Below are 25,388 nucleotides of genomic sequence, written 5' to 3'. Positions count from 1 at the left end.
GGGATAAATGGGAAGGTGGGACGCGAATGGAACAAGAGAAACTAAAAGAGATGCTCCATGCGGATACGCTTGGGGAAGAGATTGCAAGCGCCATCACCCACGGGCTCGGCATCATCTTCAGTATCGTCGCGCTCGTCTTGCTCATCATGACGGCGACGGAGACGGGCAGTACCGGCAACGTCATCGCGGTGAGCGTGTTCGGGGCATCGATGATTTTATTGTACCTATTCTCGACACTCATGCATGCGATTCCGCATCCACGGGCGAAACGCGTGCTCCAAGTGTTCGACCACGCCGGGATTTACTTACTCATTGCCGGTAGTTATACGCCGTTCGCGCTCGTCTCGCTCAAAGGGACGCTCGGTTGGACGTTGTTCGGCATCGTGTGGGGTGTCGCCGTGCTCGGAATCGTCTGGAAGTTGTTCTCGACGGGCAAATACATGTGGGTGTCGAACGTGACCTATCTCGGCCTCGGCTGGATTTGTCTCATCGCCATCCGTCCACTGTACGAGTCGCTCGGTCATAACGGCTTCATGTTGCTCCTGGCCGGCGGGATTGCCTATTCGGTCGGAATCATCTTCTACGTATGGCAGAAGCTGCCGTTCAACCATGCGATTTGGCACCTGTTCGTGCTGGCAGGAAGCGTGTTCGTTTTCCTCAGCATCTTGCTTTACGTGGCACCGAATACGGGTCTTTGAAACGGACGTCCTGCGGGGCGTCTGTTTTTTCTAAATAGAGGGAAATGAAATCCTGAAAACGATTACAAAATTACAGACGAATTGACGTTTGTATGTCATAATAATTTCAGACATCGTCATAGAGATAGATGGGTGTAAACGTAAGGGGGAAAATCAGATGGAAAAAGTGTTGCGCGATGGATTTATCTACATGTCTCAAAACAAAACACTCAACAGTTTGGCTAAAAAATACGGGCTTCGGTTCGGGGCTTCGCGCTTTGTGGCGGGGGAAGATTTTAAGACGTCGGTGCCGACGATTCGCGAGTTGAACGCGAAAGGGTTGGCGGTCACGGTCGACCATTTAGGAGAGTTCATCACGACAGTCGCGGAAGCGAACGAGAACCGCGATGAAATCATTCGGGCGATTGAAATCATGGCAGAAGAGAAGCTCGACGCCTACATGTCGCTCAAGCTGACGTCACTCGGGTTCGACATCTCGGACGAGTTGATTGAAGACAACATGCGTCAAATCTTGACGGCGGCGAAAGCAGTCGGCGTGTTCGTCGCCATCGATATGGAAGACGAGACGCGCTGCGAGAAGACGCTCGACTTGTTCAAGAAGTTGAAAGCAGACTTCGACGGCCTCGGGACGGTCATCCAGTCGTACTTGTACCGCTCGGAAGATGATATCAACCATCTCGCACCGCTTAAGCCGAACCTTCGCATCGTCAAGGGGGCTTACAAAGAGCCGGCGACGGTCGCATTCCCCGAAAAGGAAGACGTCGACCACAACTACTTGAAGCTCGTCAAACTCCATCTTGCGAACGGGAACTACGCCTCTATCGCGACACATGACGACCACATGATCGATGCGGTCATCGAGCATGTGAAACTGAACAATATCCCACTCGACCAATTCGAGTTCCAAATGCTGTATGGCATCCGGGTCGAGCGTCAACTCGAACTCGTCCGCCAAGGCTACAAAGTCCGCGTCTACGTGCCATACGGCCGTGACTGGTACGGCTACTTCATGCGTCGCCTTGCGGAACGTCCGGCGAACGTCGCGTTCGTCTTAAAAGGAATGGTCAAGAAATGAGAAAAGCACGAACGTCCGTCGAGGGCGTTCGTGCTTTTTTGATGCGTTCTCTATTATTTGATGACGTCGATCCGTTCGGCCTTCCTTACAGTAAGATGGTCTTCCGCGACGGGACCGCCTAACCAGACGTTGATCTCGACCGGGCTGTGCAGCTGTTCCAACTCATCATTCAGGCCAGACACATCCACCCAGATTTGACCTTGCTTTTGATCTTCAACTAACATCATCGACTTATCAGCACTCACCTCTACAATGTGCCCTTGAAGATCAACCCCACTATAATCTGTGTCTTGGGTAGAAGAACAGCCTGCGATTAAACCGAAACAGAGTGGGGCTACAAGGAACAAGCTGATTCGTCCTTTAAAGAAGGTCGTGTCATTACGCATGAATGGATTCTCCTCTTTTGCGCGACGTCTGGAAGTGAGTATTCTTCTAAGTCGAATTCATATAACGCATGGATACATCTTAAGACAACAACGATTCCGTTACTGTACCCTGTCATTGTTTCTTGGTCTCGTCGTCATTCACCCAAAAATCGGGACCGATTTGATTGGATAGCCAAAAGAAAAGTTCTTTCTCGTATTCAGGGTTCACATCTTGCAAGGCGCCTGGTGTAAACAGGTACTGTTTATTTTGAATGAACGCATCTCGGATGTAATCGGTCATATGATATGGACCATACCCAATAGGAAGTATTTATGTCAGGCGAAGGATTTTCTTCCATGCGAATAGACATATGCGTTTCAGCTAAAAACGTGAACATTCTTGCAAGGGCGAGATAGCCTTCGGCGTTGCCGACGAAATTGACACCGGAATCGTTCAGATTGACTTCCGGTTTGGCTTCATGGGAAAAACGCGGGTCGAACTCTAAAATGTCTTCGTCGTACTCTTCTTCATCGTCATGCTGATTTGTCATCGATTGGCCTCCATTTTTACTTGTTAGCATTAGTGTACATGTGTAATGACAGAGGGTGTTGCTCGTTTTCAATGTCAGGGAAATGCGTCAGTCAACGTCCTGAAAGTATGGGCACCGACGGGATGCATGGCACAAAAAGAAGCCTCAGTAAATTACTGAGACTCCAAACATTCTTAGCCGTTAACGACCGTTCCACCGTTAACGTGAATGACTTGCCCGCTGACGTATGTCGAATCGTCACTTGCGAGATAGACATAGGCCGGGGCGAGTTCCGCCGGCTGGCCCGGACGTTTCATCTCGGCTGAGTCACCGAACGAGGCGACTTTGTCTGCCGGGAACGTCGAAGGAATGAGCGGTGTCCAAATCGGGCCTGGTGCGACACCGTTGACGCGAATCTTCTTCTCGGCAAGGTTGCTCGCGAGCGCACGCGTGAACGATGTGATTGCACCTTTCGTCGACGAGTAATCGATCAACTGGTCGTTTCCTTGATACGCTGTGATGGACGTCGTATTGATGATGCTCGCGCCTTCGTTCAAATATGGAAGGGCGGCTTTCGTCAAATAGAACATGCTGAAGATGTTCGTCCGGAACGTCTGCTCGAGTTGCTCATCCGAGATGTCAAGGAGCGACTCTTGTGGATGTTGCTCGGCGGCATTATTGACGAGGATATCCAAGTGGCCGAACGTCTCGAGCGTCTGTTTGACGACATCTTGGCAGAAGTCCGAATCGCCGATGTCTCCTTGCAACAAGAGGCAGGCCTGCCCGAGTTCCTCGATGCGCTCTTTCGTCGCCTCGGCGTCCTCGAGCTCGTTTTGATCTTTATAGACGATGACCGTGTTCGCGCCTTCGTGGGCGAAGAAGATGGCGACCGATTTCCCGATTCCCGAGTCGCCGCCTGTGATGATGGCCACTTTGTCTTTCAGTTTGTCGCTTCCTTTATATCCTTCACGCTCATAGATCGGGAACGGCTCCATCTTCGAGTCGATTCCCGGTTGATGGGCCTGCTCTTGGCCGTCCTTTTTGAACGACTCAAAATCGTGTCGGTTCCCCACTGTGTTTAAACGATTCTCACTCATGTATACATTCCCCTTTCTCAAATTGACTCTTTCTGTCTATACCACACTCATCAAAATGTAATCGTCCTGAGCGAAATTGGAACGAATTTGAAAAATGAACGCTTGCGAATGAATTGTCATTCATTTATGATAGAAGAGTAAACACGATGGTGATTGCGATTTTTTTTACGCTTGAAATGAATCACTATTCATTCTCATTGAGGGGGGAACAATATGACGAGTCACATCGAACAATCAGCCGACCTCCGTTTGACGAGTAACATCCGTTTTGCGGTCGTCATCGGTTCAGGAGTAATGGGGGCGGGGATTGCGGCTCACTTGGCGAACGCGGGGATTCGTTCGCTAATGCTCGACATCGTACCACGTGAATTGACGTCGAAAGAAGAAGCGAAAGGGCTCACGCTCGAGTCACCAGAAGTGCGGAACCGCATCGCTTCCGAGAACCGTCAGAAGCTATTGAAACAGAACCCGGCACCGCTCGCGACAGCGGATCATTTGAACTTCATCGACGTGGGGAACTTAGAAGATGATCTCGAGCGCTTGAAGGAAGCGGACTGGGTCATCGAGGTCGTCGTCGAACGGCTCGACGTGAAACAACAGCTGTTCGAGAAAATCGCTCCTTACATCCGTGAAGACGCGATTCTCAGCTCGAACACGTCAGGCATCTCGATCGAGGCGATGGCGAGCGTATTGCCGGAAGGCTTGAAGACACGTTTCCTCGGGACACACTTCTTCAACCCGCCACGTTATTTGAAACTGCTCGAACTCATCCCGACGGAGCAGACGGCACGCCCGGTCATCGACTTCATGGCCCGCTTCGCGGAGGACCGTCTCGGGAAAGGCGTCGTCGAAGCGAAAGACACACCGAACTTCATCGGTAACCGCATCGGTACGTACGGACTCCTCGTCACGTTCGAAGAGATGCTCAAACAGAACGCCTCGATCGGCGAGATGGACTCGATCACCGGACCGCTCATCGGGCGGCCAAAATCGGCGACATTCCGCACGCTCGACGTCGTCGGCATCGACACGTTCGTCCACGTCGCCGGCAATGTCTATGAGACGCTCGACGCAGGTGAAGAGAAGGACACGTTCGACGTCCCAACTGAAATGAAGACGCTCGTCGAGAAGGGCTGGATCGGTCAAAAGGCCGGACAAGGCTTCTATAAGAAAGACGGCAGAGTCATCCAGGAGCTCAACCTTCACACGTTCGAGTACGAACAATTGAAAGCGATTACAGGTCCGGAGCTCGACCAAATCAAATCGCTCCCGGGCTCGAAGGCGAAGTTGAAAGGCGCCATCTTGAACAAAGGACGCATTGGACAACTGCTCTGGCCGGTCACGGCGAAGACGCTCGTCTACTCGGCGCGTCTCACAGGCGAAATCAGTGACTCGATCGTCGCCATCGATGACGCGATGAAGTGGGGCTTCGGCTGGAAGTTCGGACCGTTCGAGACGTGGGACGCACTCGGCGTCGAGAAATCGGTCGCCCGCATGAAAGCGGAAGGGTATGACGTCCCGGCGTGGATCGACGAGATGCTCGCTGCCGGACACACGACATTCTATAAGGGAGACCAGTATTACGACCAAGCGTCACAGACGTACGTTGAGAAGACCGTCAACCCGAAAGAAGTGAAACTCGCACCGCTCGCCAAATCGAACGGAATCGTGCTCGAGAACGGCGGGGCCCGCCTCATCGACATCGGTGACGACGTCGTCGCCCTTGAGTTCACGTCACCGAACAATGCGATTGGTGTCGACATTATGCAGATGATTGAACAGTCAATCGACCTCGTTGAGACCGACTTCAAAGGACTCGTCCTCGCCAACGACGGCAAGAACTTCTGTGTCGGCGCCAACCTCGCGATGATGCTCATGGAAGCGGAAGACGAGAACTGGTACGAGCTCGACTGGATCATCAACAAGTTCCAACAAGTCGTCCAGAAGATTCGCTACGCGGGTCGCCCGGTCGTCGTCGCGCCTTACGGCATGACACTCGGAGGTGGGACAGAAATCAGCTTGCCGGCCGCACGCATGCAGGCGGCGCTCGAGACATATATGGGTCTCGTCGAAGTCGGTGTTGGCCTCATCCCAGGTGGGGGCGGAAACGTCAACACGTACCGTCGACTCCTCGAGCAGACGCCGAAGTCGATGCAAAACATCGAGAAAGCGGCGCAACAGACGTTCGAAAACATTGCCATGGCGAAAGTATCGAAGTCGGCCTATGACGCGAAAGCGCTCGGCTATCACCGTCCGGTCGACGGCATCTCGATGAACCGCGACCACTTGACGTTCGATGCGAAACAGACGGTACTCGGTCTCGCTGACGGCTATACCGCACCGGTTCGTGAGAAGTTGCCGGTCGTTGGTCAAACGGGGAAAGCGACGCTCGAACTCGCGGCGTACGAGATGTTCTACGGTGGCTATATCTCTGAACACGATTTGAAGATTGCGAAAAAACTTGCCCACGTCATCAGCGGCGGCGATTTGGCATACGGCACGATGGTCGACGAGCAGTACTTCCTCGACATCGAGCGCGAGGCGTTCCTAAGCCTCATCGGGGAACCGAAATCGCAGCAACGGATGCAACATATGCTCGTCAAAGGCAAGCCACTTCGGAACTGACAAAAGGGGGACTTAACAGATGAGAGAAGCAGTCATCGTGGCCGGCGCACGGACGCCGGTCGGAAAAGCAAAACGCGGTTCGTTCCGAAACGTTCGCTCGGACGAACTCGCGGGTCATGCGATTAAAGCGACGCTCGAGCGGTCTGGCTACACGGGACCAATCGACGACGTCATTATGGGATGCGCCATGCCGGAAGCGGAGCAAGGCATGAATATCGCCCGCTACGCGGCCGTCCGGGGTGGCTTGTCGCACGAAGTACCGGCCATCACGATCAACCGTTATTGCTCGTCAGGCTTGCAAGCCATCGCCGACGCGGCAGCGAAAATCATGATTGGTCAAGCGACGGCGGTCATCGCTGGTGGTATGGAATCGATGAGTCTCGTCCCAATGGGCGGACACGTCATCCGTCCGAACCCGACAATCATGGAGACGGCTCCGGAATACTATATGAGCATGGGCCACACGGCAGAACGTGTCGCGGCCGAATATAACATCTCGCGCGAAGATCAAGACTTGTTCGCGATCGACAGCCACCAAAAAGCGGCGGCAGCAATCGCCGGCGGCAAGTTCGAAGAAGAAATCGTCCCGGTCACGGTCGTCGAGCACGTGCTCGGTGAAGACGGGAAAGTCGCGGAACGTGAATTCGTCGTCAAACACGATGAAGGCGTTCGTGCCGACTCGACGCTCGAGGCGCTCGGTAAACTGCGCCCGGCCTTTAAAATCAAGGGTTCGGTGACGGCGGGGAACGCGTCACAAGTATCAGACGGCGCGGCAGCCGTGCTCGTCATGGAGCGCGAAGAAGCGGAACGTCAAGGCTTGAAGCCGATGGCAAAATTCCTCTCGTTCGCGGTCGGCGGTGTCCGTCCAGAAGTGATGGGCATCGGACCCGTCGTCGCCATCCCGAAAGCGCTCGAGATGGCCGGCGTGAAGTTGGAAGAAGTCGGATTGTTCGAATTGAACGAGGCGTTCGCGAGCCAATCGCTCGGCGTCATCCGTGAACTCGGCATCGACCCGTCGAAAGTGAACGTCAACGGCGGCGCAATCGCCCTCGGACATCCGCTCGGTTGCACGGGCGCGAAACTCGCGGTCTCGATTTTGCATGAGATGAAACGACGCAATGAAAAGTATGGGGTTGTGACGATGTGCATCGGTGGCGGTATGGGTGCTGCTGGCGTCTTCGAATTACTATAAGGGGGAATTGACAATGGAACGTACAGAACACGAATTGATTAAAGGCGGTAGCTTCGTCATCGACGCACTCGACGCGGATCGTTTGTTTACACCGGAAGACTTCTCAGATGAGCACAAGATGATCGGCGACACGACGGCGAGCTTCGTCGACGACCGTGTCATGCCTGTCCTTGGACGCATCGAGAAACACGAGTTCGATCTCTCGGTCGAACTGTTGAAAGAAGCGGGCGAGCTCGGCCTCCTCGGCGCGGACGTGCCAGAAGAGTACGGCGGTTATCAGCTCGATAAAATCTCGTCATCGATCATCACGGAACGGTTCGCCAAAGCGCGTTCATTCGCCCTCAGCTACGGCGCCCACGTCGGCATCGGGACGCTCCCGATCGTCTTCTTCGGGACAGAAGAGCAAAAGCATAAGTATTTGCCTAAGCTCGCGACTGGTGAATGGATCGCCGCATACGCGCTCACAGAGCCAGGCTCAGGGTCGGACGCGCTCGGTGCGAAAGCGACGGCCGTCTTGAACGAGGCCGGCACGCACTACGTCTTGAACGGGGAAAAACAATGGATCACGAACGCCGGTTTCGCGAACGTGTTCGTCGTCTACGCGAAAATCGACGGCGACAAGTTCAGCGCCTTCATCGTCGAGCGTGACTTCAACGGTGTCTCGACAGGCGCCGAAGAACAGAAGATGGGCATCAAAGGCTCATCGACACGGACGCTCATCTTAGAAGACGTCGAAGTCCCGGTCGACAACCTCCTCGGAGAAATCGGCAAAGGCCACGTCATCGCCTTCAACATCTTGAACGTCGGTCGTTATAAACTTGCGGTCGGTGCGGTCGGTTCGTCGAAACGTGCGTTCGATCTCTCGGTTCAGTACGCGAACGAACGCAAACAGTTCAAGACACCGATCAGTCAGTTCCCGCTCATCCAAGAGAAACTCGCGACGATGGCGGCGAACATTTATGCGATGGAGAGCTCAGTCTACCGGACGGGCGGTCTGTTCCAAGACAGCCTCGACGCTCTCGGCGACGACAACATGCGTGACGGGTCGAAAGTCGCCCAAGCCATCGCGGAATACGCGATTGAATGTTCATTGAACAAAGTGTTCGCCTCGGAGACGTTCGACTACGTCGTCGACGAAGCGGTCCAAATCCACGGCGGTTATGGCTTCATGACGGAATATGAAGTCGAGAACTTGTACCGTGACTCACGCATCAACCGCATCTTCGAAGGAACGAACGAAATCAACCGCTTGATCGTCCCAGGTACGCTTCTCAAGAAGGCGATGAAAGGCGACTTGCCGCTCCTCGCGGAAGCGCAGAAGCTCCAAAAAGAGCTCATGAGCTACATGCCGCAAGAACTCGACGGGTCACCGCTCGCACGCGAGAAGATGCTTCTCTCGAACATGAAGAAAATCAACTTGATGATTGCCGGAACGTCCGTCCAGAAATATCAGCAGGCCCTCCAGAACGAGCAAGAAATCCTTGCGAAGATTGCCGACATCATCAGCGCTATCTATGCGCTTGAAGCGGCCATCGCGCGGACGGAGAAAGCCATCGCCCGTACAGGCGCTGAGAAGAACCAGCAGAAAGTCCGCTATACAGAAATCTTCGCCGAGCAAGTGTTCAAGCAAGTCGAACTCATGGCGAAAGAAGTCTTGTATGCGGCCGCATCGGGCGACGAGCAGCGCATGCTCTTGTCGGCGATGAAGAAGTTCAGCCGCTATCAGCCGATCAACGTCATCGGCACGAAGCGCGAAGTCGCAGCGAGCCTCATCAAAGCGAACAAGTTCATCGTATAAGCAAGCGAGAGAAAGGGTGGCCGGACGCGGTCGGCCCTTTCTTTTTGCTGTCTGCGGACGATACAATGGACAAAGGAGGGGATACGCATGAAACGAGATGACTTATTAGAACGGATGGATGCGATCGGCCGCTCGGTCGCCAAGCATGAGGGCACGCTCATGCTGCTCGCACTCGGTTCAATCGGACTTGAGATGGATCGGCTCGACGACTATTCGGACCTCGATTTCTTTTTGATCGTCGAGGACGGGCATAAGGCCCGCTTCATCGACAACTTGGACTGGCTCGCGGTCGAGCCGTTGGCGTACCAGTTCCAAAACACGAAAGACGGGCACAAGGTCATGTATGAGGACGGCATTTACGCCGAGTTTGCCGTGTTCGAGATTGTGGAGATGCCTGGCATTGCCTATACGCCGGGACGTGTCGTCTGGCAGCGTGATGAGGCGCTCGACACGTTCGCCACGCCGAAGCTTGTCACACGCCATGCAGACGCCGCACATCGTTACGAGGAGGCGCTGACGAACCTATACGTCGGACTGCTCCGGGAACGGCGCGGCGAACAGCTCGCCGGCTTTGAGCTGATTCAAGTCGCGGCTGTCAACAACGTGTTAATCGCGTATGGCGAGACGAGTGACCCGTTCAACCCGACACGTCGGGTCGAAGTGACGCATCCCGAACTCGTCGCACGGCTACAGGAGTGGTTACCCGGTTACGGAAAATCGGTCGAGGCGGCCGCGGCCATCCTCCACCACATCGAGGCGCACCACTCGGTCAATCCGGCGCTCAAGCATGAGATTGTGCGCTTGCTTGAAGCGTGAAGGGTTGAAGCGGAATATGCTACAGTAACAGGAGAGGTGATGAACATGGTGACACTATATGGCTATCCGCCATGCAGTACGTGTAAAAAAGCAGAGAAGTGGTTGAAAGAGAACGGCATCGACTATACATATGTCCATATCGTCGAGGCGACGCCGTCGCAAGACGAGTTGGCTGAGCTATGGAAACAGTCGGGCCTGCCGCTCAAAAAATTCTTCAATACGAGCGGACAAGTGTATCGGAACGAAGGCATCAAGGACAAGCTACCAAATCTGTCAGAAGACGAACAACTCGAGCTTCTTGCGAGCAATGGTATGCTTTTAAAGCGTCCAATCGTGACAGATGGTCAAAAATCAACTGTCGGATTTTCAGAAAAGTCGTTTACAGACGTTTGGGGCGAAGTGCTATAATACTCGTGTGAGTCTAATTCATTTGAGGGGGAAGTTAAGATGAGCAAAGTACCTGCCAATCTACGTTATTCAAAAGAGCACGAATGGGTTGAAGTGAATGGAAGCGTCGCCCGCATCGGGATCACGGATTTCGCACAAAGCGAACTAGGGGATATCGTCTTTGTCGAACTTCCTGAAGTCGGTGGCACAATCTTACTCGACGAGCCGTTCGGTTCGGTTGAATCGGTCAAGACGGTTTCGGAGCTTTATGCACCGATCTCTGGGAAAATCACAGCGGTGAACGAATCACTCGCCGATTCACCAGAACTCGTCAACGAAGCACCGTTCGAAGGCGCTTGGATGATCGAAGTCGAGTTGAACGACGCGTCAGACGTCGACAAGCTCATGTCAGCCGAAGAATACGAAGCGATGATTCAAGGCTAAACAAAACCCGGTTTCTCTTTACGAGAAGCCGGGTTTTTTTGATTAATCGAAGTCGAGACGGTAATGATCAGGCTCGATGAGCGACGTCCGGTTGAACAAACGATAGAACAGAATCCCGAGTGTGATTGGGATGAGCCCGAATAAGACGACGACGAGCATGACGTTCCAGAGCGCGAATCCTCCCGGCATCAAATGCAAGGCGTTGACCGGACCGATTAGACCCGAGACGCCGAATCCGGCACTGATCGGTGTGCCTTCAATCCGAAGGATACCTGCGAGCGCTCCAAGGATGGCCGCATTGGCGAGTACCGGCAACATCATAATCGGACGACGGACGAAGTTCGCCATTTGAATCTTCGGTGAGCCGAGGAAGTGGGCGATCGACGTTCCGGTCGCGTTCATCTGCCAGCCAGCGATGGCGAGACCGAAGCCGGCAGCGACGACGCCAAGGTTGGCGGCCCCGGCAGCGACACCAGACAGGCTGATGGCTGTGGCAATTCCGACCGTCGAGATTGGCGATACGATGATGAGCGAGAACGCCATCGCGATTAACATGCCCATCACGATCGGTTGCAGTTCAGTCATCGTCATGATGATCGTTCCGACGTACGTCGTAATCTGTGAGATGTAAGTGAGTAGGAACGCGCCGATGCCTCCCGCGACGACGATGACCGTCATCGGCAAGACGAGCACCGTGTATGTCTTCAGGCGTGGCGACAACTGCATGACGAGGAACGTCGCGAGAGCGGCCGTCACACCGGCCGTGATGACGTCACCGATTCCGGCCATGAGGAACGCGCCTTCCTCGATGCGGATGGCGCCACTTCCGACCTGAGTCGCGATGCCGATCGTCCCGGCCTCGAGCGCCGATCGTCCGAACTGCATGGCGACAGCGACACCGATGATGACCGGTAAGAGGCGCATCGCAATCGTCGTCGCATCTAAGATGAACTGCAAGGACGGAAAATACGGCAAGATGGCTTTCGTTAATTCACCGAGCAAAGCGCTCGGGATGAGGGCGATGAGAATGGCAAGACTGAGGCCGTTCAAGACGTTCATTAAAAATTGTTTTCCGGTAAGCTTCTCTTCCGTCATTGGGGATTCACCTGTCCTTTTCTACTGGTTTGCTGTTATGTACAAAAGCGATAAAGTTAATGACCATACTATGCCTCTTTCTGCCGAGCGTCAACAAGAAATGTTGAAATGTTCAGAATTTTCCATTTGAGCACAACTTTTGAACCGATTGGCCTGGATTCATATACTTAGAAGAGAGGTGAGTAAAATGATGACAGACGGATTCTTATATATATACGCCCCAATGTGCGGTACATGCGCCGTGGCCGAGCGGATGCTCTCGGTCGTCGAGGCGGTCGACCCAGAATTGAAGATTGAAAAACGCGATGCCAACTTTATCCCGAACGAACTCGAGGCGTATCAGGTCATGAGCGTTCCGGCGCTATTGAAGCTGGAGAATGGCCAAGTTCGCGATCGTTTGTACGCATTTCAAAACGTCCAGCACGTCCTATCTTTCGTTAAGTGAGATAGGATGATTAGAATAATCTGAAAATTTTAAATAATCAGTTGACACAGAAAGTTCACGAATGATATATTCATTACAACATCTTACTTGAACACAACATAGGACGAGATTTTCCCGTCATCAAGACGTTTTCGAACAACCGCTGCATGAGCTTACGCGATTTCAGGTGGACCTTCCCTTCGATTGTCCCCCAAAAAAATCAAGCGTCGGGGCACCGGTCGCGTAATTGCATGGTCCGTTCGAAGACCGAGTGATGGTTGGGTAAAAGTCCCCCATATAAGGATGAATGCTCTGATCGGGCAAAAGAGGTTCATCTATGGGTTGTCCTTCAGTGACTCAAGGTGCTACGTTCTGTGTCATCCTCGGATGGCACCTTTTTTTATTTTGCTGAAAAAAATAGTTTGACATGAAAATAATGTGTCGCTATGATAAAGCTAATCAAATACGCAACCACTCTTATCAAGAGAGGCTGAGGGACTGGCCCTATGACGCCCAGCAACCGCGGAGCAATCCGAAATGGTGCTAATTCCAGCAAGGTGTATACCTTGGAAGATGAGAGCAATCGTTGTCCGTACGATAAAGTACGCACGTTTGCTCAAACGTGCGTACTTTTTTTGTTGTCAGGAGGGAAATGGATTGATTCAATTACGCAATGTGGCCAAATGGTTCGACACGAAAAACGGTCGGGTCCAGGCGGTCGATGATGTGTCGCTTACGATCGAAAGCGGCGAAATTTTTGGAATAATCGGATATTCAGGGGCGGGGAAGTCGACGCTCATCCGTTTGCTCAACCGACTCGAGGCACCGTCAAGCGGTGAAATCGTGGTCGCCGGCAGCGAGCTGACGAAGCTCACGCCGAAGGAACTGCGCGGGGTACGTAAAAACGTCTCGATGGTGTTCCAACACTTCAACTTATTATGGTCGCGCACGGTCGCTGAGAACATCAGCTTCCCGCTCGAGCTCATCGGGGTACCGGCGAGCGAGCGCAAACGCCGCGTCCAAGAACTCGTCGAACTCGTTGGTCTCGCCGGACGAGAAGACAGCTATCCGTCACAACTATCGGGCGGCCAAAAGCAGCGAGTCGGGATAGCCCGTGCGCTCGCTACGAATCCAGAAGTGCTCCTCTGCGATGAAGCGACGAGCGCACTCGACCCGAAGACGACGGATTCGATTCTCGAACTGCTCGTCAGCATCAACAAGAAACTTGGTTTGACGATCGTCCTCATCACCCATGAGATGCACGTCATCCAAAAGATTTGTCACCGTGTCGCCGTCATGGAGGCCGGAAAGGTCGTCGAGACCGGACAAGTCGCCGACGTGTTCCAACATCCGGAACAGCCGATTACGAAAGAGTTCGTCAAGCAGATCGGCGCGGTCGAAGACATGTCGCTCACGTTCGAACATTTGAAAGCTCGTTATCCGAGCGGTCAAATCGTCAAGCTCAAATTCTTGAACGAGACGGCCGAACAACCGATTCTGTCGGAAGTGTTGAAGCAGCATGACATCGGCTTCAACATCATCGGCGGAAAGGTGACGCAGTCACAAGTCGGTGCCCTCGGGACATTATTCATCCAATTGATCGGAGAGCCGGCTGAAGTCGAGCGGGCCATCGCCTCAATCCGATCACAGGCAGTGGAAGTGGAGGTAGAAAGCGATGTTTCCTAATGTAGATTGGCAAGTCATGTTAGAACAGACGTGGGAGACGCTCTATATGACACTCGTCGCCGGAGCCGCGACGTTCGTCATCGGTCTCGCGCTTGGGATGCTCCTATATGTCACGAACGAGCCGCTCATGATGAAGAACCGTCCGATTTACACGGTCATCAGTGCGGTCGTCAACATCTTCCGGTCAATCCCGTTCATCATTTTGATTATCTTGCTCATCCCGTTCACGTTACTCGTCGTCGGGACGATGCTAGGATCGACGGCAGCACTACCGGCACTCATCATCGGTGCGGCCCCGTTCTATGCACGGATGGTCGAGCTCGCGCTTCGCGAAGTCGACCGCGGTGTCATCGAGGCGGCCGAATCGATGGGAGCAACAAAATGGCAGATTGTCTATAAAGTATTGTTCCCAGAAGCATTGCCGGCCATCGTGTCAGGCATCACGGTCACGATCGTCGCGATCGTCGGTTACACGGCGATGGCAGGGGTCGTTGGCGGCGGGGGACTCGGGAACTTGGCTTTCCTCGAAGGGTTCCAGCGCTCACAAAGTGACGTCACGTTCGTCGCGACCGTCTTAATCTTGGTCATCGTCTTCGTCATCCAGTTCATCGGCGATCGACTCGTATCTGTAATCGATAAGCGTTCCGCTTAATCAAATAGAAAATTTGGAGGGGTTTTATAATGAAATCATGGAAAACAGTACTCGGTTTAACGGCAGCTTCAGCACTCACGATTCTCGCGGCTTGCGGCGGCGGGGATTCAGAATCAGGTTCGGGCGATGACAAGACGCTCGTCGTCGGTGCGTCAAACGTCCCGCACGCTGAGATTTTAGAGCACGTCCAAGATGAGTACGAAGAGAAGGGCTATACGCTCGAAATTAAGAAGTTCCAAGACTACGTCCTACCGAACAAAACGCTCGCAGACGGTGAATTGGACGCGAACTACTTCCAACACGAGCCGTACCTCGAGTCGCAAATGGCTGAAAACAAAGACTACAAATTCGCTTCAGCCGGTGGCGTCCACATCGAGCCGATCGGTGTGTACTCGAAAGACTATGCATCACTCGATGAGCTTCCAGAAGGCGCTGAAATCATCATGAGCTCGTCGGTCGCTGACCACGGACGTATCCTCACGATGCTTCAATCTGAAGGCTTGCTCACACTCGCGGAAGGCAAGACAACGGACGCGACGGTTTCAGACATCGTCGACAACCCGAAAAACTTGGAGTTCAAGACGGACGTCGAAGCGGCACTTCTCCCGCAAGCGTTCAACAACGGTGAAGGGGACGCGGTCCTCATCAACACGAACTACGCGATCGATGCCGGCCTCAACCCGCTCGAAGACGCGATCGCTCTCGAAGGCGAAGATTCACCTTACGTCAACTTGATCGTCACACGTGAAGGCGACGAAGATGACGAGCGCGTCAAGGCACTCCTCGAAGTCCTCACGTCAGAAGAGACACAACAGTGGATCTTGGATGAGTACAAAGGTGCAGTCGTACCGGTCAAACAATAATCTCGTCAAGGCCCGGGCTATCCCGGGCCTTTTTTGTTTGGAGTAGTTTTGGTTCATTAATAGAAGTACACTACATATATGTAGGAAAAGGGGGGATTCGGATGAACATACGACACATTCATCCGCTGACGCTGGGCGTCTTGTTCGGTACGTTTTTTGCCCGGCTGTCGACATTTTTTGTCATGCCGTTTTTTGCGATTTATCTCGCGACGCTCGGCTTCTCGGCGAGCGTGATCGGGACGGTGTTCGCCATCTCGGCGCTATCGGGGTTGTTCATGAGCTTTTTCGGGGGGACGCTGTCCGATCGCTATGGGCGCAAACAGTTGATGCTGATCGGCATCGTCTTGAACGCCTTGACGTTCAGCGGTTTCGCACTCGTGACAGAGTTATTTTGGTTTTATATGTTCTCGGTACTTATGGGCGTGTCACGGTCGTTCCTCGAACCGGCGTCCCGCGCCCTCATCAGTGATACGACGCAGCCGGACCAGCGCGTCATCGTCTATAACGTCCGTTACTTTTTAATCAACATTGCGGCGGCAATCGGACCATTGCTCGCGGTCGTCTTGTCGCTCACTGGCGCAAAGAGCGCCTTCTTCGTCGTGACGGGCGTTTACGTGATGTACGGACTCGTCATCTCGACGCTGTTCCGAAAGTATCCGTTCGAGGAAGGGGACGGCGTCAAAGTCCGGCCGCGCTTGACGGAGACGTTCCGTGTGTTACAACAAGATAAGACGTTCCGCTTCGTCATCATCGGAATGATTTTTGCCATCATCGGCTATAGTCAGTTCAATGCGACGTTGCCACAGTTCATCGCGTTCCATGACGGATTCGAGAATGGGTCCCGTCTGTTCGCGTATTTGTTGACGGTCAATGCAATCACCGTGCTCGTCGTCCAGTATCCGATTATGCGGTTCGGGATTCGCGTGTCACCGATTAAGTCGCTCTTTTTCGGAGTCGGCACGCTATCGACCGGGCTCCTGCTCATCGGTTTCGCGACCCAGACGTGGATTTTATTCGTCGCGATGGTCATCTTCACGGTCGGCGAGGTGCTCATGTTCACGATGACGGACGTGTTGACGGACGAATTGGCACCGGCCCATCTGCGCGGGACGTATTTCGGGGCGATGGGGTTGACGGCGCTCGGTCAGACGATTGGTCCTGTCATCGGTGGAGTGTTGCTTGATGGATTCGACAATGCAGCGTTGCCAGTGTTTGGAAGTTTGGCCGTATTGACGGCATGCGGCGCCTTCTTCTTCGCCGGCGCCTTGAAAGAACGAAAAGCAAGTTTAGCCTTAATCGAGGAAAAAGTTGGATAAAGTCTTGATTTCCCGATATTCTCATTCTCAACATTTATGTTTTATTGAGAATGAATAATAAGGTGAGTCGCTTGAAATAAAAAATTGCCTAGATTAAGATTAGAATATATCTAATCTACGCCAAAAATGGCGAGAAAACGGAAGGGGTATCCGAATGTCTAACGTACCACACATGAAAATTGATGACCTCCGCGTCTCAATCGAAGGAAAAGAGATCGTAAAAGGTCTTAATCTTGAAATTAAAGGTGGCGAAATTCACGCCATCATGGGTCCTAACGGAACGGGTAAATCTACACTCGCATCGGCACTTATGGGTCATCCATTGTATGAAGTCACAGGCGGAAGCGTTGATTTGAACGGCGAAGACGTACTCGACATGGAAGTCGACGAGCGTGCGCAAGCCGGAATGTTCCTCGCAATGCAGTATCCTGCTGAAATCAGTGGTGTCACAAATGCCGATTTCTTACGTTCAGCAATCAACTCGCGCCGTGAAGAAGGCCAAGAAATCTCACTCATGAAGTTCATCCGTGAACTCGATGCGAAGATGGACGTCCTTGAAATCCCTTCAGAAATGGCACACCGCTATTTAAACGAAGGCTTCTCAGGTGGAGAGAAAAAACGTAACGAGATTCTTCAGATGATGATGATCAAACCGAACATCGCCATCCTCGATGAGATCGACTCAGGTCTTGACATCGATGCGCTCAAAGTCGTCGCCAAAGGCGTCAACGAAATGCGTTCAGAAGAGTTCGGCTGCTTGATCATCACGCACTATCAGCGTCTCCTCAACTATATCGAGCCAGACTTTGTTCACATCATGATGGACGGGAAAATCGTCATGTCAGGTGGCAAAGAACTTGCACAACGACTCGAAGCAGAAGGTTACGACTGGGTGAAGCAAGATCTTGGAATGACAGTAGACACAGAAGCGTAAGGAGGCTGTACGATGACCGTACAATTTGAATTGGATGCACAAGCAGTAGCGGCACGTGCAGAGGCGCTCGGTGGACCTTCATGGATGGTCAACCGTCGCAAAGAAGCAGCAGAACTTGCGCCGACCCTCGCCTTGCCAAAAGTTGAAAAGATCAAGATTGATAAATGGGACTTCGTCTCTGGAGACGTCGAGCTCACGAAGCACGACGGCTTGACGCCTGAAATCGAAGCACTTCTTGGAGACCACCGTACAAACGTGCTCGTTGAACGCAACGGTCATGTCGTCTACAACGAACTTGCGACGCCAGAAGGTGTCCTCTTCATGGGCATCAACGAAGCGATGGAACAACATCCGGACCTCGTTGAGAAATACTTCATGACGGAAGGTGTCCGCGTGGACGAAGAACGTTTGTCTGCGTTGAACGCTGCCCTCATGAACGGCGGTGCGTTCTTATACGTACCGAAGAACGTCCAGTTGAAAGACCCGCTCCAAGCCATCTTCACGATGGAACAAGCGAACGGTGCGCTCTATCACCACACGATCATCGTCGCAGACGAAGGCAGTGAAGTGACGTATATCGAGAGCTTCCTCTCGAACACGAACGAGCCGCACACGGTCAACGCCGTGACGGAAGTATTCGCTGGTGCGAACGCGAAAGTCGTCTTCGGTGGTGTCGATCAGCTCGCTGAATCGGCCCTCTCGTTCATGAACCGCCGCGGTGTCGTCTATGAGAACGCACGCCTCGAATGGGCGCTCGGTCACATGAACGACGGCAACTCGGTCGTCGAGACGAAAACGCACCTCGTCGGAGACAACACGTTCTCAGATACGAAAGCCGTCACGATCGGTCGTGGCGCACAGAAACAAAACTTCAACATCCGGACGGACCATTTCGGGAAGTCTTCAGAAGGGTTCATCTTGATTCACGGTGTCCAAAAAGATTCGGCCACGGCCATCTTCAGCGGGACATCGATGATTCACCATGGCGCTTCGAAATCGAACGGCGTTCAAACGGAACGTGTCCTCATGTTGTCTGAAAAGGCACGTGGCGACGCGAACCCGATTCTCCTCATCGATGAGGACGACGTCATGGCAGGTCACGCCGCTTCGGTCGGACGCGTCGACGACGTGCAGCTCTACTACTTGATGAGCCGCGGTCTGTCACGCAAAGAAGCCGAACGGTTGATCATTCACGGATTCCTGAACCCGGTCGTCGAGCAACTCGCGATCGAGTCGGTCAAAGACCGTCTCCGTGAAGTCATCGAAGGGAAAGTACGTTAAGATGATTGATGCCTCGATTCGTAAACAGTTCCCGATTTTAGATCAGGAAATCAACGGTCATCCGCTCGTCTATCTCGACAGCGCGGCGAGCTCCCAAAAGCCGCTTGCTGTCATCGAGGCGATCGAGGATTACTATCGCCGCATCCACTCGAACGTGCACCGGGGCGTCCATACGCTCGGGACGCACGCGACGGATGCGTATGAAGGGGCGCGGGAGCGCGTCCGTTCATTCATCAACGCCGCCGTCCCAGAAGAAATCATCTTCACACGCGGGACGACGACGGCGATTAACCTCGTCGCGTCAAGCTACGGGGATGCCAACGTCGGCGCGGGGGACGAGATCGTCCTCACACCGATGGAGCACCACGCCAACTTGATTCCGTGGCAACAGCTCGCCAAGCGTAAAGGGGCCACGCTCCGTTACGTCGAATTGACGCCGGACGGTCGGGTCACGCTCGACGCGGTCCGTGCCGTCTTGTCGGACCGGACGAAAATCGTCGCCATGAGTCACGTCTCGAACGTGCTCGGCACGATTAACCCGATCGCCGACGTGGCGAAGCTCGCCCATGAAAAAGGCGCGGTCATGGTCGTCGATGCGGCGCAAAGCGCACCGCACCGGAAACTTGACGTGCAAGCACTCGATTGCGACTTCCTCGCCTTCTCAGGCCATAAGATGCTCGGTCCGACCGGAATCGGCGTCTTATACGGGAAGAAGCAGTTGCTCAAACACATGGAACCGGTCGAATTCGGTGGCGAGATGATCGATTATGTCGACTTGTATGAGTCGACGTGGAAAGACATCCCGTACCGGTTCGAAGCGGGGACGCCGATTATCGCTGGCGCCGTCGGTTTGGCAGCAGCCATCGACTTTTTAGAAGACCTCGGTCTTGAGAACGTCGAGGCCCACGAACGGGCGCTCGCGACGTACGCCATCGAACAGATGCGTACGATTGAAGGCATTGAGATTTACGGGCCTGAGGAACGCGTCGGACTCGTCACGTTCAACTTAGGTGACGTGCACGCCCACGACCTTGCGACCGTATTGGATATGCAAGGCATCGCGGTCCGGGCCGGCCACCACTGTGCCCAGCCGCTCATGCGCCTCCTGAAGCAATCATCGACAGCCCGAGCGAGCTTCTACTTGTACAATACGAAAGAAGAAGTCGACCGCTTCATCGAAGGGCTACGTCAAACGAAGGAGTATTTCAATTATGAGTTTTAACAATCTCGACATGTTGTACCGACAGGTCATCATGGATCATTATAAAAACCCAAGAAACCGTGGCGTCATCGAAGATGGCGTGACGGTCGACTTGAACAACCCGACGTGCGGGGATTCACTCCGACTCCAACTCCAAGTCGAGGACGGAATCGTGAAAGATGCCAAGTTCGAAGGTGAAGGCTGTTCGATCAGTCTCGCCTCGGCATCGATGATGACTCAAATCGTGAAGGGCAAGTCTGTGGACGAGGCTCTCCAATTGGCGAACATCTTCTCGGAGATGGTCCAAGGGAAAGACTACGATACAGACACGTTCGACCTAGGCGACATCGAAGCGTTGTCTGGCGTCTCAAAGTTCCCGGCTCGCATCAAGTGTGCCACGCTTGCGTGGAAAGCGCTTGAAAAGGGAGTCGACGAGGAAGCGTAAGCAGAAGGAGGAGACCGATATGGCGAAAAACATGCCTGACATTGGCGATTATAAATATGGCTTCCATGACCGAGACATCTCGATTTTCCGTTCAGGCCGCGGCTTGACGAATGAAATCGTAGAGACGATCTCGCGCATGAAAGAAGAACCGGCATGGATGCTCGAGTTCCGCTTGAAATCACTCGAACAGTTCCGCAAAATGCCGATGCCGACATGGGGCGGCGATCTCACGGCACTCGATTTCGATGAGATCACGTACTATGTCAAACCGTCTGAAAAGACAGAGCACTCGTGGGACGAGGTTCCTGAAGAAATCAAGCGTACGTTTGACAAGCTCGGAATCCCGGAAGCGGAGCAAAAATACTTGGCAGGCGTTTCGGCTCAGTATGAGTCTGAAGTCGTTTATCACAGCATGCAAGAAGACTTCGAAGCGAAAGGTGTCATCTTCAAAGATACAGACACTGCTTTGAAAGAAGATGAAGCCATCTTCCGTGAGTACTTCGGAAAATTGATTCCGCCGACAGATAACAAGTTCGCGGCACTCAACTCGGCTGTTTGGTCAGGTGGCTCGTTCATCTATGTACCAAAAGGCGTGAAGCTCGAGCAACCGCTCCAAGCTTACTTCCGCATCAACTCGGAGAACATGGGTCAGTTCGAGCGGACGCTCATCATCGTCGACGAGGGCGCTTCTGTCCATTACGTCGAAGGATGTACAGCACCGGTCTACACGACGAACTCACTCCACTCAGCGGTCGTTGAGATTTTCGTCAACAAAGACGCATACTGCCGCTATACGACAATTCAGAACTGGGCGAACAACGTCTACAACTTGGTCACGAAGCGTGCCGTTTGTGAAGCGGGTGGATCGATGGAGTGGATCGATGGTAACATCGGTTCGAAACTCACGATGAAATACCCGGCCGTCATCTTGAAAGGTGAAGGCTCACGCGGTATGACGCTCTCGATCGCTCTCGGCGGTAAAGGGCAGCACCAAGACGCGGGCGCGAAAATGATTCACCTCGCACCGAACACGTCGTCGTCAATCGTCTCGAAGTCGATCTCGAAACAAGGCGGAAAAGTCTCGTATCGCGGTATCGTCCACTTCGGTCGTAAAGCGAAAGGCGCACGTTCGAACATCGAATGTGACACGCTCATCATGGATAATCAGTCGACGTCGGACACGATCCCGTACAACGAGATCTTGAACGACCAAGTCTCACTCGAGCACGAAGCGAAAGTCTCAAAAGTGTCAGAAGAGCAACTCTTCTACCTCATGAGCCGCGGAATCTCGGAAGAAGAAGCGACGGAAATGATCGTCATGGGCTTCATCGAGCCGTTCACGAAAGAATTGCCAATGGAATATGCCGTCGAAATGAACCGTCTCATCAAGTTTGAGATGGAAGGATCGATCGGATAATCCTGCATAGATACTGAAAGACGGTTGACATGATTTCATGTCGACCGTCTTTTTGTGTAGGCTATGCCTGTAAACAGGGAATAGGGCATGGATAGCTGATGCGTGCCTGTAGATTCGAGAGGAGAAAATCACATGATGTTCTTAGTAACGGGATATTTCAACGCTGACAAAATGAACGAAAAGACCGACCTAGAAATCAATCAAATCATGGCGACGTGTGAACCACACTTACAGGAGCTGTATGCAAGTGAACAGGTGCTGATGGATATGGGGCTTGAAGCGAGCATGAAACAACTCAAGCGGGAGTTACATCAGATTTCGATTACGGATGGGCCTGTTACAGAATCGAAAGAAGTCATGGGAAGTGCGTTCCTGATTGAAGCGTTGGATATGGAGGATGCGGTCAGAATCGCTTCCATCCAACGACCCAAGTGCCCGAAGCGGAATCGTTAGGATGGAGGCTCGAAATTCGGCCGGTGCACTATTATCGAGAGCGAGAATGATATGTGTGATAAACATTGTTTTGTTTAGAAGCGAATTCCTCACAAGCGAGTTCGCTTTTTTTGTCGTGAAACGAAGGAGAGTCGGGTATGCTAAGAAAGAGAACACGTTTAGAAAGGGATGAAGCATATGGATCACTTGAACACGATTGACCCAGAAGACATCACCCGCATCGCCGTCGTCGGCGCCGGATGGGTTGGCGTCAGTTTCGCCTATCAACTGTCGATGGCCGCGCTCTGTGAAGAGCTCGTCTTGATTGACTCGAACCACGCCAAGGCTGAAGGGGAGGCGATGGACCTCAATCACGGGATATCATTCGCCCCGAGTCCGGTCCGAATTTGGGCAGGTGACTACTCGGACTGCCGCGACGCCGATATAGTCGTCATCACGGCCGGTGCCGCGCAAAAGCTCGGTCAGACCCAGATGGACCTCGCCGAACAAAATGCGAAGGTCATGCAACATGTCACGGAACAAATTATGGCGAGCGGATTCGACGGCATCATCGTCGTCGCGACGAACCCGGTCAATGTCATGGCACACGTCGTCTGGAAGGCGTCCGGCTTGCCGAAACATCGCGTTATCGGTTCAGGAACAGTCCTTGATACGGCACGTCTCCGTTATAAGGTAGGCGAGTACTTCGACTTGTCGTCGCGGAACTGTCACGTCTATTACATGGGTGAGCACGGTGCCGGGGGCTTCGTCGCCTGGGACAACGCCCGCGTTTACGGGAAGTCGATGAAGCAGCTACTTGAGGAGAATGAATCGTATCGCCAAGAAGATTTGGACGCCATCTATCAAGGAGTCCGCGATGCGGCGAATCAAATCATCGAATATAAGAGCGCGGCGTACTACGCGATTGGGCTCGGGCTCCTCCGTATCGTCCGCGCCATCGTCCGGAATGAGAACTCCGTCGTGACGATCGGTGCCCACCTCGATGGCGAATACGGTGCCTCAGGTCTCCATATCGGCGTACCGGCCTTGATTGATCGGACCGGCATCCGCCAAATCATCGAGATTGAACTGACGGACGAGGAACAGGGACAGTTCGATGCCTCGGTCGGACGGATTCGCCAAGCGATTGACAACATCGAATCATCAACATAAAAAGGACCCGGCTGCCCATGCAGCCGGGTTTGTCATTACGACGCCTTCTTCTCGGCGACGTCTTTCTTATAATATTTCTCGGACGTGAAGAACTCGGTCGTCAAGCGCTTCACTTCGCCGCTCAACATCAAGACAGCGATCATGTTCGGGATAAGAATCATCGCGAGCATCAAATCAAGGAAGTTCCAAATCATTTGGGCCCCACCGATTGCACCGATGACGATTGAGCCGATATAGACGACTTTCATCATGAAGCCGGCCTTCAAACCAAACAAGTACTCGGCTTGGCGCGACCCGTAGAAGATGATGACGATAATCGTCGACAAGACGAAGAAGATGAGCGAGATCGTTACGAGCAGGCTACCCGTGTAACCGAAGTACTGTTGGAACGCGATTGTTGTCAGGGCTGCTGGATCGTTCATCGCATCGGCCCGTGTCCATACCCCGGACGACAAGACAACGAACGCCGTCGTGCTACAGATGATGAGCGTATCGATGACGATCCCGATTATGGCCCAGAAGCCTTGCCGGACCGGATGATCCGTTTGCGCAGCGGCGTGGGCAATCGGTGCCGTCCCGAGTCCTGCTTCGTTCGAATAAAGACCACGGGCGAAGCCCCAACGAATCGTCTCGGCGATGGCGGCACCAGCGAAACCACCGAGCGCGGCCATCGGTTGGAATGCGTATGAGAAGATGAGCCCGAGTACTTCCGGGATTTGTGAGAAATTCATCAAGACGATGACGAAGCCGGCACCGACATAGACGAGGGCCATCGCCGGGACGATGACTTCCGTCACTTTCGCGATGCGTTTCATACCGCCGAAGACAACAAGGGCGACGAGCCCGGCGACGATAATCCCGGTCACAAGGGTATTGCCGTTGAACGTCTCTCGGACGGCCGAACTGACGGCGTTTCCTTGAACCATGATACTCGGGATGAGTTCGATCATGAGAGCGAAGGCGAACCATGAGGCGAGCCATTTCAGCTTCAAGCCTTTCGCCATATAGTAGACGGGACCGCCGACAAATTCACCGGCCTCGTTCTTCTCGCGGTAACGGACGGCGAGGACGCTCTCCGAGAACTTGATGGCCATGCCGACGACGGCGATGACCCACATCCAAAAGATGGCGCCCGGCCCGCCGAACATGATGGCGGCCGGTACCCCGATGATATTGGCGGCACCGATCGTCGAAGATAAGGCTGACGTCAACGCCTGGCGGGGACTGATGTCACCTTCACCTTTTGGTTTTTTAAAGACACTGCCTAACGTTTGTTGCATTATGTAGAGGGGGTATCGGAATTGGAAGAATCCTAAACGAATCGTCAAATAGAGTCCAGACAAAACGAGTAACGAGATGATTGGCACACCCCATAGCCAATCTGAAATTGTCGTCACCACAGTCACAAGTTGTTCCACATCACCACTCCTATCCAGTATTTT

Annotated in this window: 25 protein-coding genes and 1 riboswitch; of the genes, 20 read left to right on the top strand and 5 right to left on the bottom strand. The window is 53.3% G+C overall.

Annotation, left to right across the window (positions count from 1 at the left end):
* The first annotated feature begins 26 nt into the window (after nt 1-26).
* Together trhA and KNP81_RS01445 are read left to right on the top strand one after the other, a co-directional pair.
* Nucleotides 27-698, top strand: coding sequence for a PAQR family membrane homeostasis protein TrhA (gene trhA / locus KNP81_RS01450; protein ID WP_214717679.1), 672 nt, complete (start codon nt 27-29; stop codon nt 696-698).
* Nucleotides 699-855: 157 nt separating this feature from the next.
* The gene (locus KNP81_RS01445; protein WP_214717675.1) at nt 856-1,773 is read left to right on the top strand and encodes a proline dehydrogenase family protein; all 918 of its coding nucleotides are present in this window, start codon (nt 856-858) and stop codon (nt 1,771-1,773) included.
* Nucleotides 1,774-1,826: 53 nt separating this feature from the next.
* Here the strand turns inward: KNP81_RS01445 and KNP81_RS01440 are convergent, their stop codons facing one another.
* The 3 genes from KNP81_RS01440 to KNP81_RS01430 form a co-directional block, all read right to left on the bottom strand.
* Complete coding sequence (locus KNP81_RS01440) at nt 1,827-2,159, bottom strand: hypothetical protein (RefSeq protein ID WP_214717669.1); 333 nt, start codon at nt 2,157-2,159, stop codon at nt 1,827-1,829.
* Between the two features lie 242 nt (nt 2,160-2,401).
* Nucleotides 2,402-2,689 carry a hypothetical protein gene (locus KNP81_RS01435; protein ID WP_251130221.1) on the bottom strand — a complete coding sequence of 96 codons (288 nt, stop codon included), beginning with the start codon at nt 2,687-2,689 and terminating at the stop codon, nt 2,402-2,404.
* 173 nt (nt 2,690-2,862) lie between these two features.
* Nucleotides 2,863-3,765: an SDR family oxidoreductase gene (locus tag KNP81_RS01430; protein ID WP_214717667.1), complete on the bottom strand. Its 903-nt coding sequence runs from the start codon at nt 3,763-3,765 to the stop codon at nt 2,863-2,865.
* A 213-nt stretch (nt 3,766-3,978) separates the two neighbouring features.
* Between KNP81_RS01430 and KNP81_RS01425 the strand changes: the two genes are divergently transcribed.
* The 6 genes from KNP81_RS01425 to gcvH all read left to right on the top strand — a co-directional run bounded on the left by KNP81_RS01425 (nt 3,979) and on the right by gcvH (nt 11,027).
* Nucleotides 3,979-6,390 (top strand): 3-hydroxyacyl-CoA dehydrogenase/enoyl-CoA hydratase family protein, encoded by a 2,412-nt coding sequence (locus KNP81_RS01425; protein WP_214717665.1) that lies wholly within the window; start codon nt 3,979-3,981, stop codon nt 6,388-6,390.
* A 19-nt stretch (nt 6,391-6,409) separates the two neighbouring features.
* Nucleotides 6,410-7,582, top strand: coding sequence for an acetyl-CoA C-acetyltransferase (locus KNP81_RS01420; RefSeq protein ID WP_214712823.1), 1,173 nt, complete (start codon nt 6,410-6,412; stop codon nt 7,580-7,582).
* Between the two features lie 13 nt (nt 7,583-7,595).
* The gene (locus tag KNP81_RS01415) at nt 7,596-9,380 is read left to right on the top strand and encodes an acyl-CoA dehydrogenase family protein (RefSeq protein ID WP_214717663.1); all 1,785 of its coding nucleotides are present in this window, start codon (nt 7,596-7,598) and stop codon (nt 9,378-9,380) included.
* A gap of 87 nt (nt 9,381-9,467) precedes the next feature.
* A complete protein-coding gene (locus tag KNP81_RS01410; RefSeq protein WP_251130220.1) occupies nt 9,468-10,196 on the top strand; it encodes a hypothetical protein in 729 nt (242 codons plus the stop codon).
* Nucleotides 10,197-10,241: 45 nt separating this feature from the next.
* Nucleotides 10,242-10,604 (top strand): arsenate reductase family protein, encoded by a 363-nt coding sequence (locus KNP81_RS01405; RefSeq protein WP_214717661.1) that lies wholly within the window; start codon nt 10,242-10,244, stop codon nt 10,602-10,604.
* A gap of 39 nt (nt 10,605-10,643) precedes the next feature.
* Complete coding sequence (gcvH, locus tag KNP81_RS01400; protein WP_021065488.1) at nt 10,644-11,027, top strand: glycine cleavage system protein GcvH; 384 nt, start codon at nt 10,644-10,646, stop codon at nt 11,025-11,027.
* Between the two features lie 42 nt (nt 11,028-11,069).
* On the opposite strand, the gene KNP81_RS01395 is transcribed toward gcvH, so the two are convergent.
* A complete protein-coding gene (locus tag KNP81_RS01395; RefSeq protein WP_214717659.1) occupies nt 11,070-12,122 on the bottom strand; it encodes a PTS sugar transporter subunit IIC in 1,053 nt (350 codons plus the stop codon).
* 187 nt (nt 12,123-12,309) lie between these two features.
* On the opposite strand from KNP81_RS01395, the gene KNP81_RS01390 reads away from it, so the two are divergent.
* From KNP81_RS01390 to KNP81_RS01335, 12 genes are all read left to right on the top strand, one after another.
* On the top strand, nt 12,310-12,567 hold the full coding sequence (locus tag KNP81_RS01390) for a thioredoxin family protein (RefSeq protein ID WP_021065490.1): 258 nt from the start codon (nt 12,310-12,312) through the stop codon (nt 12,565-12,567).
* Between the two features lie 453 nt (nt 12,568-13,020).
* Nucleotides 13,021-13,126, top strand: a riboswitch (SAM riboswitch).
* A gap of 77 nt (nt 13,127-13,203) precedes the next feature.
* Nucleotides 13,204-14,232, top strand: coding sequence for a methionine ABC transporter ATP-binding protein (locus tag KNP81_RS01385; RefSeq protein WP_138859104.1), 1,029 nt, complete (start codon nt 13,204-13,206; stop codon nt 14,230-14,232).
* A complete protein-coding gene (locus KNP81_RS01380) occupies nt 14,222-14,884 on the top strand; it encodes a methionine ABC transporter permease (protein WP_021065492.1) in 663 nt (220 codons plus the stop codon). The genes KNP81_RS01385 and KNP81_RS01380 overlap by 11 nt, the downstream gene beginning before the upstream one ends.
* Nucleotides 14,885-14,913: 29 nt before the next feature.
* Nucleotides 14,914-15,747 carry a MetQ/NlpA family ABC transporter substrate-binding protein gene (locus tag KNP81_RS01375; protein ID WP_029595094.1) on the top strand — a complete coding sequence of 278 codons (834 nt, stop codon included), beginning with the start codon at nt 14,914-14,916 and terminating at the stop codon, nt 15,745-15,747.
* Between the two features lie 101 nt (nt 15,748-15,848).
* Entirely contained in the window at nt 15,849-17,063 is a 1,215-nt protein-coding gene (locus tag KNP81_RS01370; protein WP_214717657.1) for an MDR family MFS transporter, read from the top strand.
* A 172-nt stretch (nt 17,064-17,235) separates the two neighbouring features.
* Nucleotides 17,236-17,997 (top strand): Fe-S cluster assembly ATPase SufC, encoded by a 762-nt coding sequence (gene sufC, locus KNP81_RS01365; RefSeq protein WP_114166887.1) that lies wholly within the window; start codon nt 17,236-17,238, stop codon nt 17,995-17,997.
* Nucleotides 17,998-18,009: 12 nt separating this feature from the next.
* Nucleotides 18,010-19,278, top strand: a complete 1,269-nt coding sequence (sufD, locus tag KNP81_RS01360) for a Fe-S cluster assembly protein SufD (protein ID WP_214717655.1) — start codon at nt 18,010-18,012, stop codon at nt 19,276-19,278.
* A gap of 1 nt (nt 19,279) precedes the next feature.
* Entirely contained in the window at nt 19,280-20,500 is a 1,221-nt protein-coding gene (locus tag KNP81_RS01355) for a cysteine desulfurase (protein WP_128122090.1), read from the top strand.
* Nucleotides 20,490-20,924: a Fe-S cluster assembly sulfur transfer protein SufU gene (gene sufU, locus KNP81_RS01350; RefSeq protein ID WP_029595098.1), complete on the top strand. Its 435-nt coding sequence runs from the start codon at nt 20,490-20,492 to the stop codon at nt 20,922-20,924. Before KNP81_RS01355 ends, sufU begins: the two co-directional genes overlap by 11 nt.
* A 19-nt stretch (nt 20,925-20,943) precedes the next feature.
* Nucleotides 20,944-22,341 (top strand): Fe-S cluster assembly protein SufB, encoded by a 1,398-nt coding sequence (gene sufB, locus KNP81_RS01345; RefSeq protein ID WP_214717653.1) that lies wholly within the window; start codon nt 20,944-20,946, stop codon nt 22,339-22,341.
* A gap of 132 nt (nt 22,342-22,473) precedes the next feature.
* Entirely contained in the window at nt 22,474-22,794 is a 321-nt protein-coding gene (locus KNP81_RS01340; RefSeq protein ID WP_214717651.1) for a YciI family protein, read from the top strand.
* A gap of 177 nt (nt 22,795-22,971) precedes the next feature.
* The gene (locus KNP81_RS01335; RefSeq protein WP_021065501.1) at nt 22,972-23,946 is read left to right on the top strand and encodes an L-lactate dehydrogenase; all 975 of its coding nucleotides are present in this window, start codon (nt 22,972-22,974) and stop codon (nt 23,944-23,946) included.
* Nucleotides 23,947-23,981: 35 nt separating this feature from the next.
* On the opposite strand, the gene KNP81_RS01330 is transcribed toward KNP81_RS01335, so the two are convergent.
* A complete protein-coding gene (locus tag KNP81_RS01330) occupies nt 23,982-25,364 on the bottom strand; it encodes an alanine/glycine:cation symporter family protein (protein WP_214717649.1) in 1,383 nt (460 codons plus the stop codon).
* Nucleotides 25,365-25,388: the final 24 nt, after the last annotated feature.

This window comes from Exiguobacterium sp. s149, from assembly GCF_018618395.1.
GTDB classification, from domain to species: domain Bacteria; phylum Bacillota; class Bacilli; order Exiguobacteriales; family Exiguobacteriaceae; genus Exiguobacterium; species Exiguobacterium chiriqhucha.
This window is presented reverse-complemented; position numbering and strand designations above follow the sequence as displayed.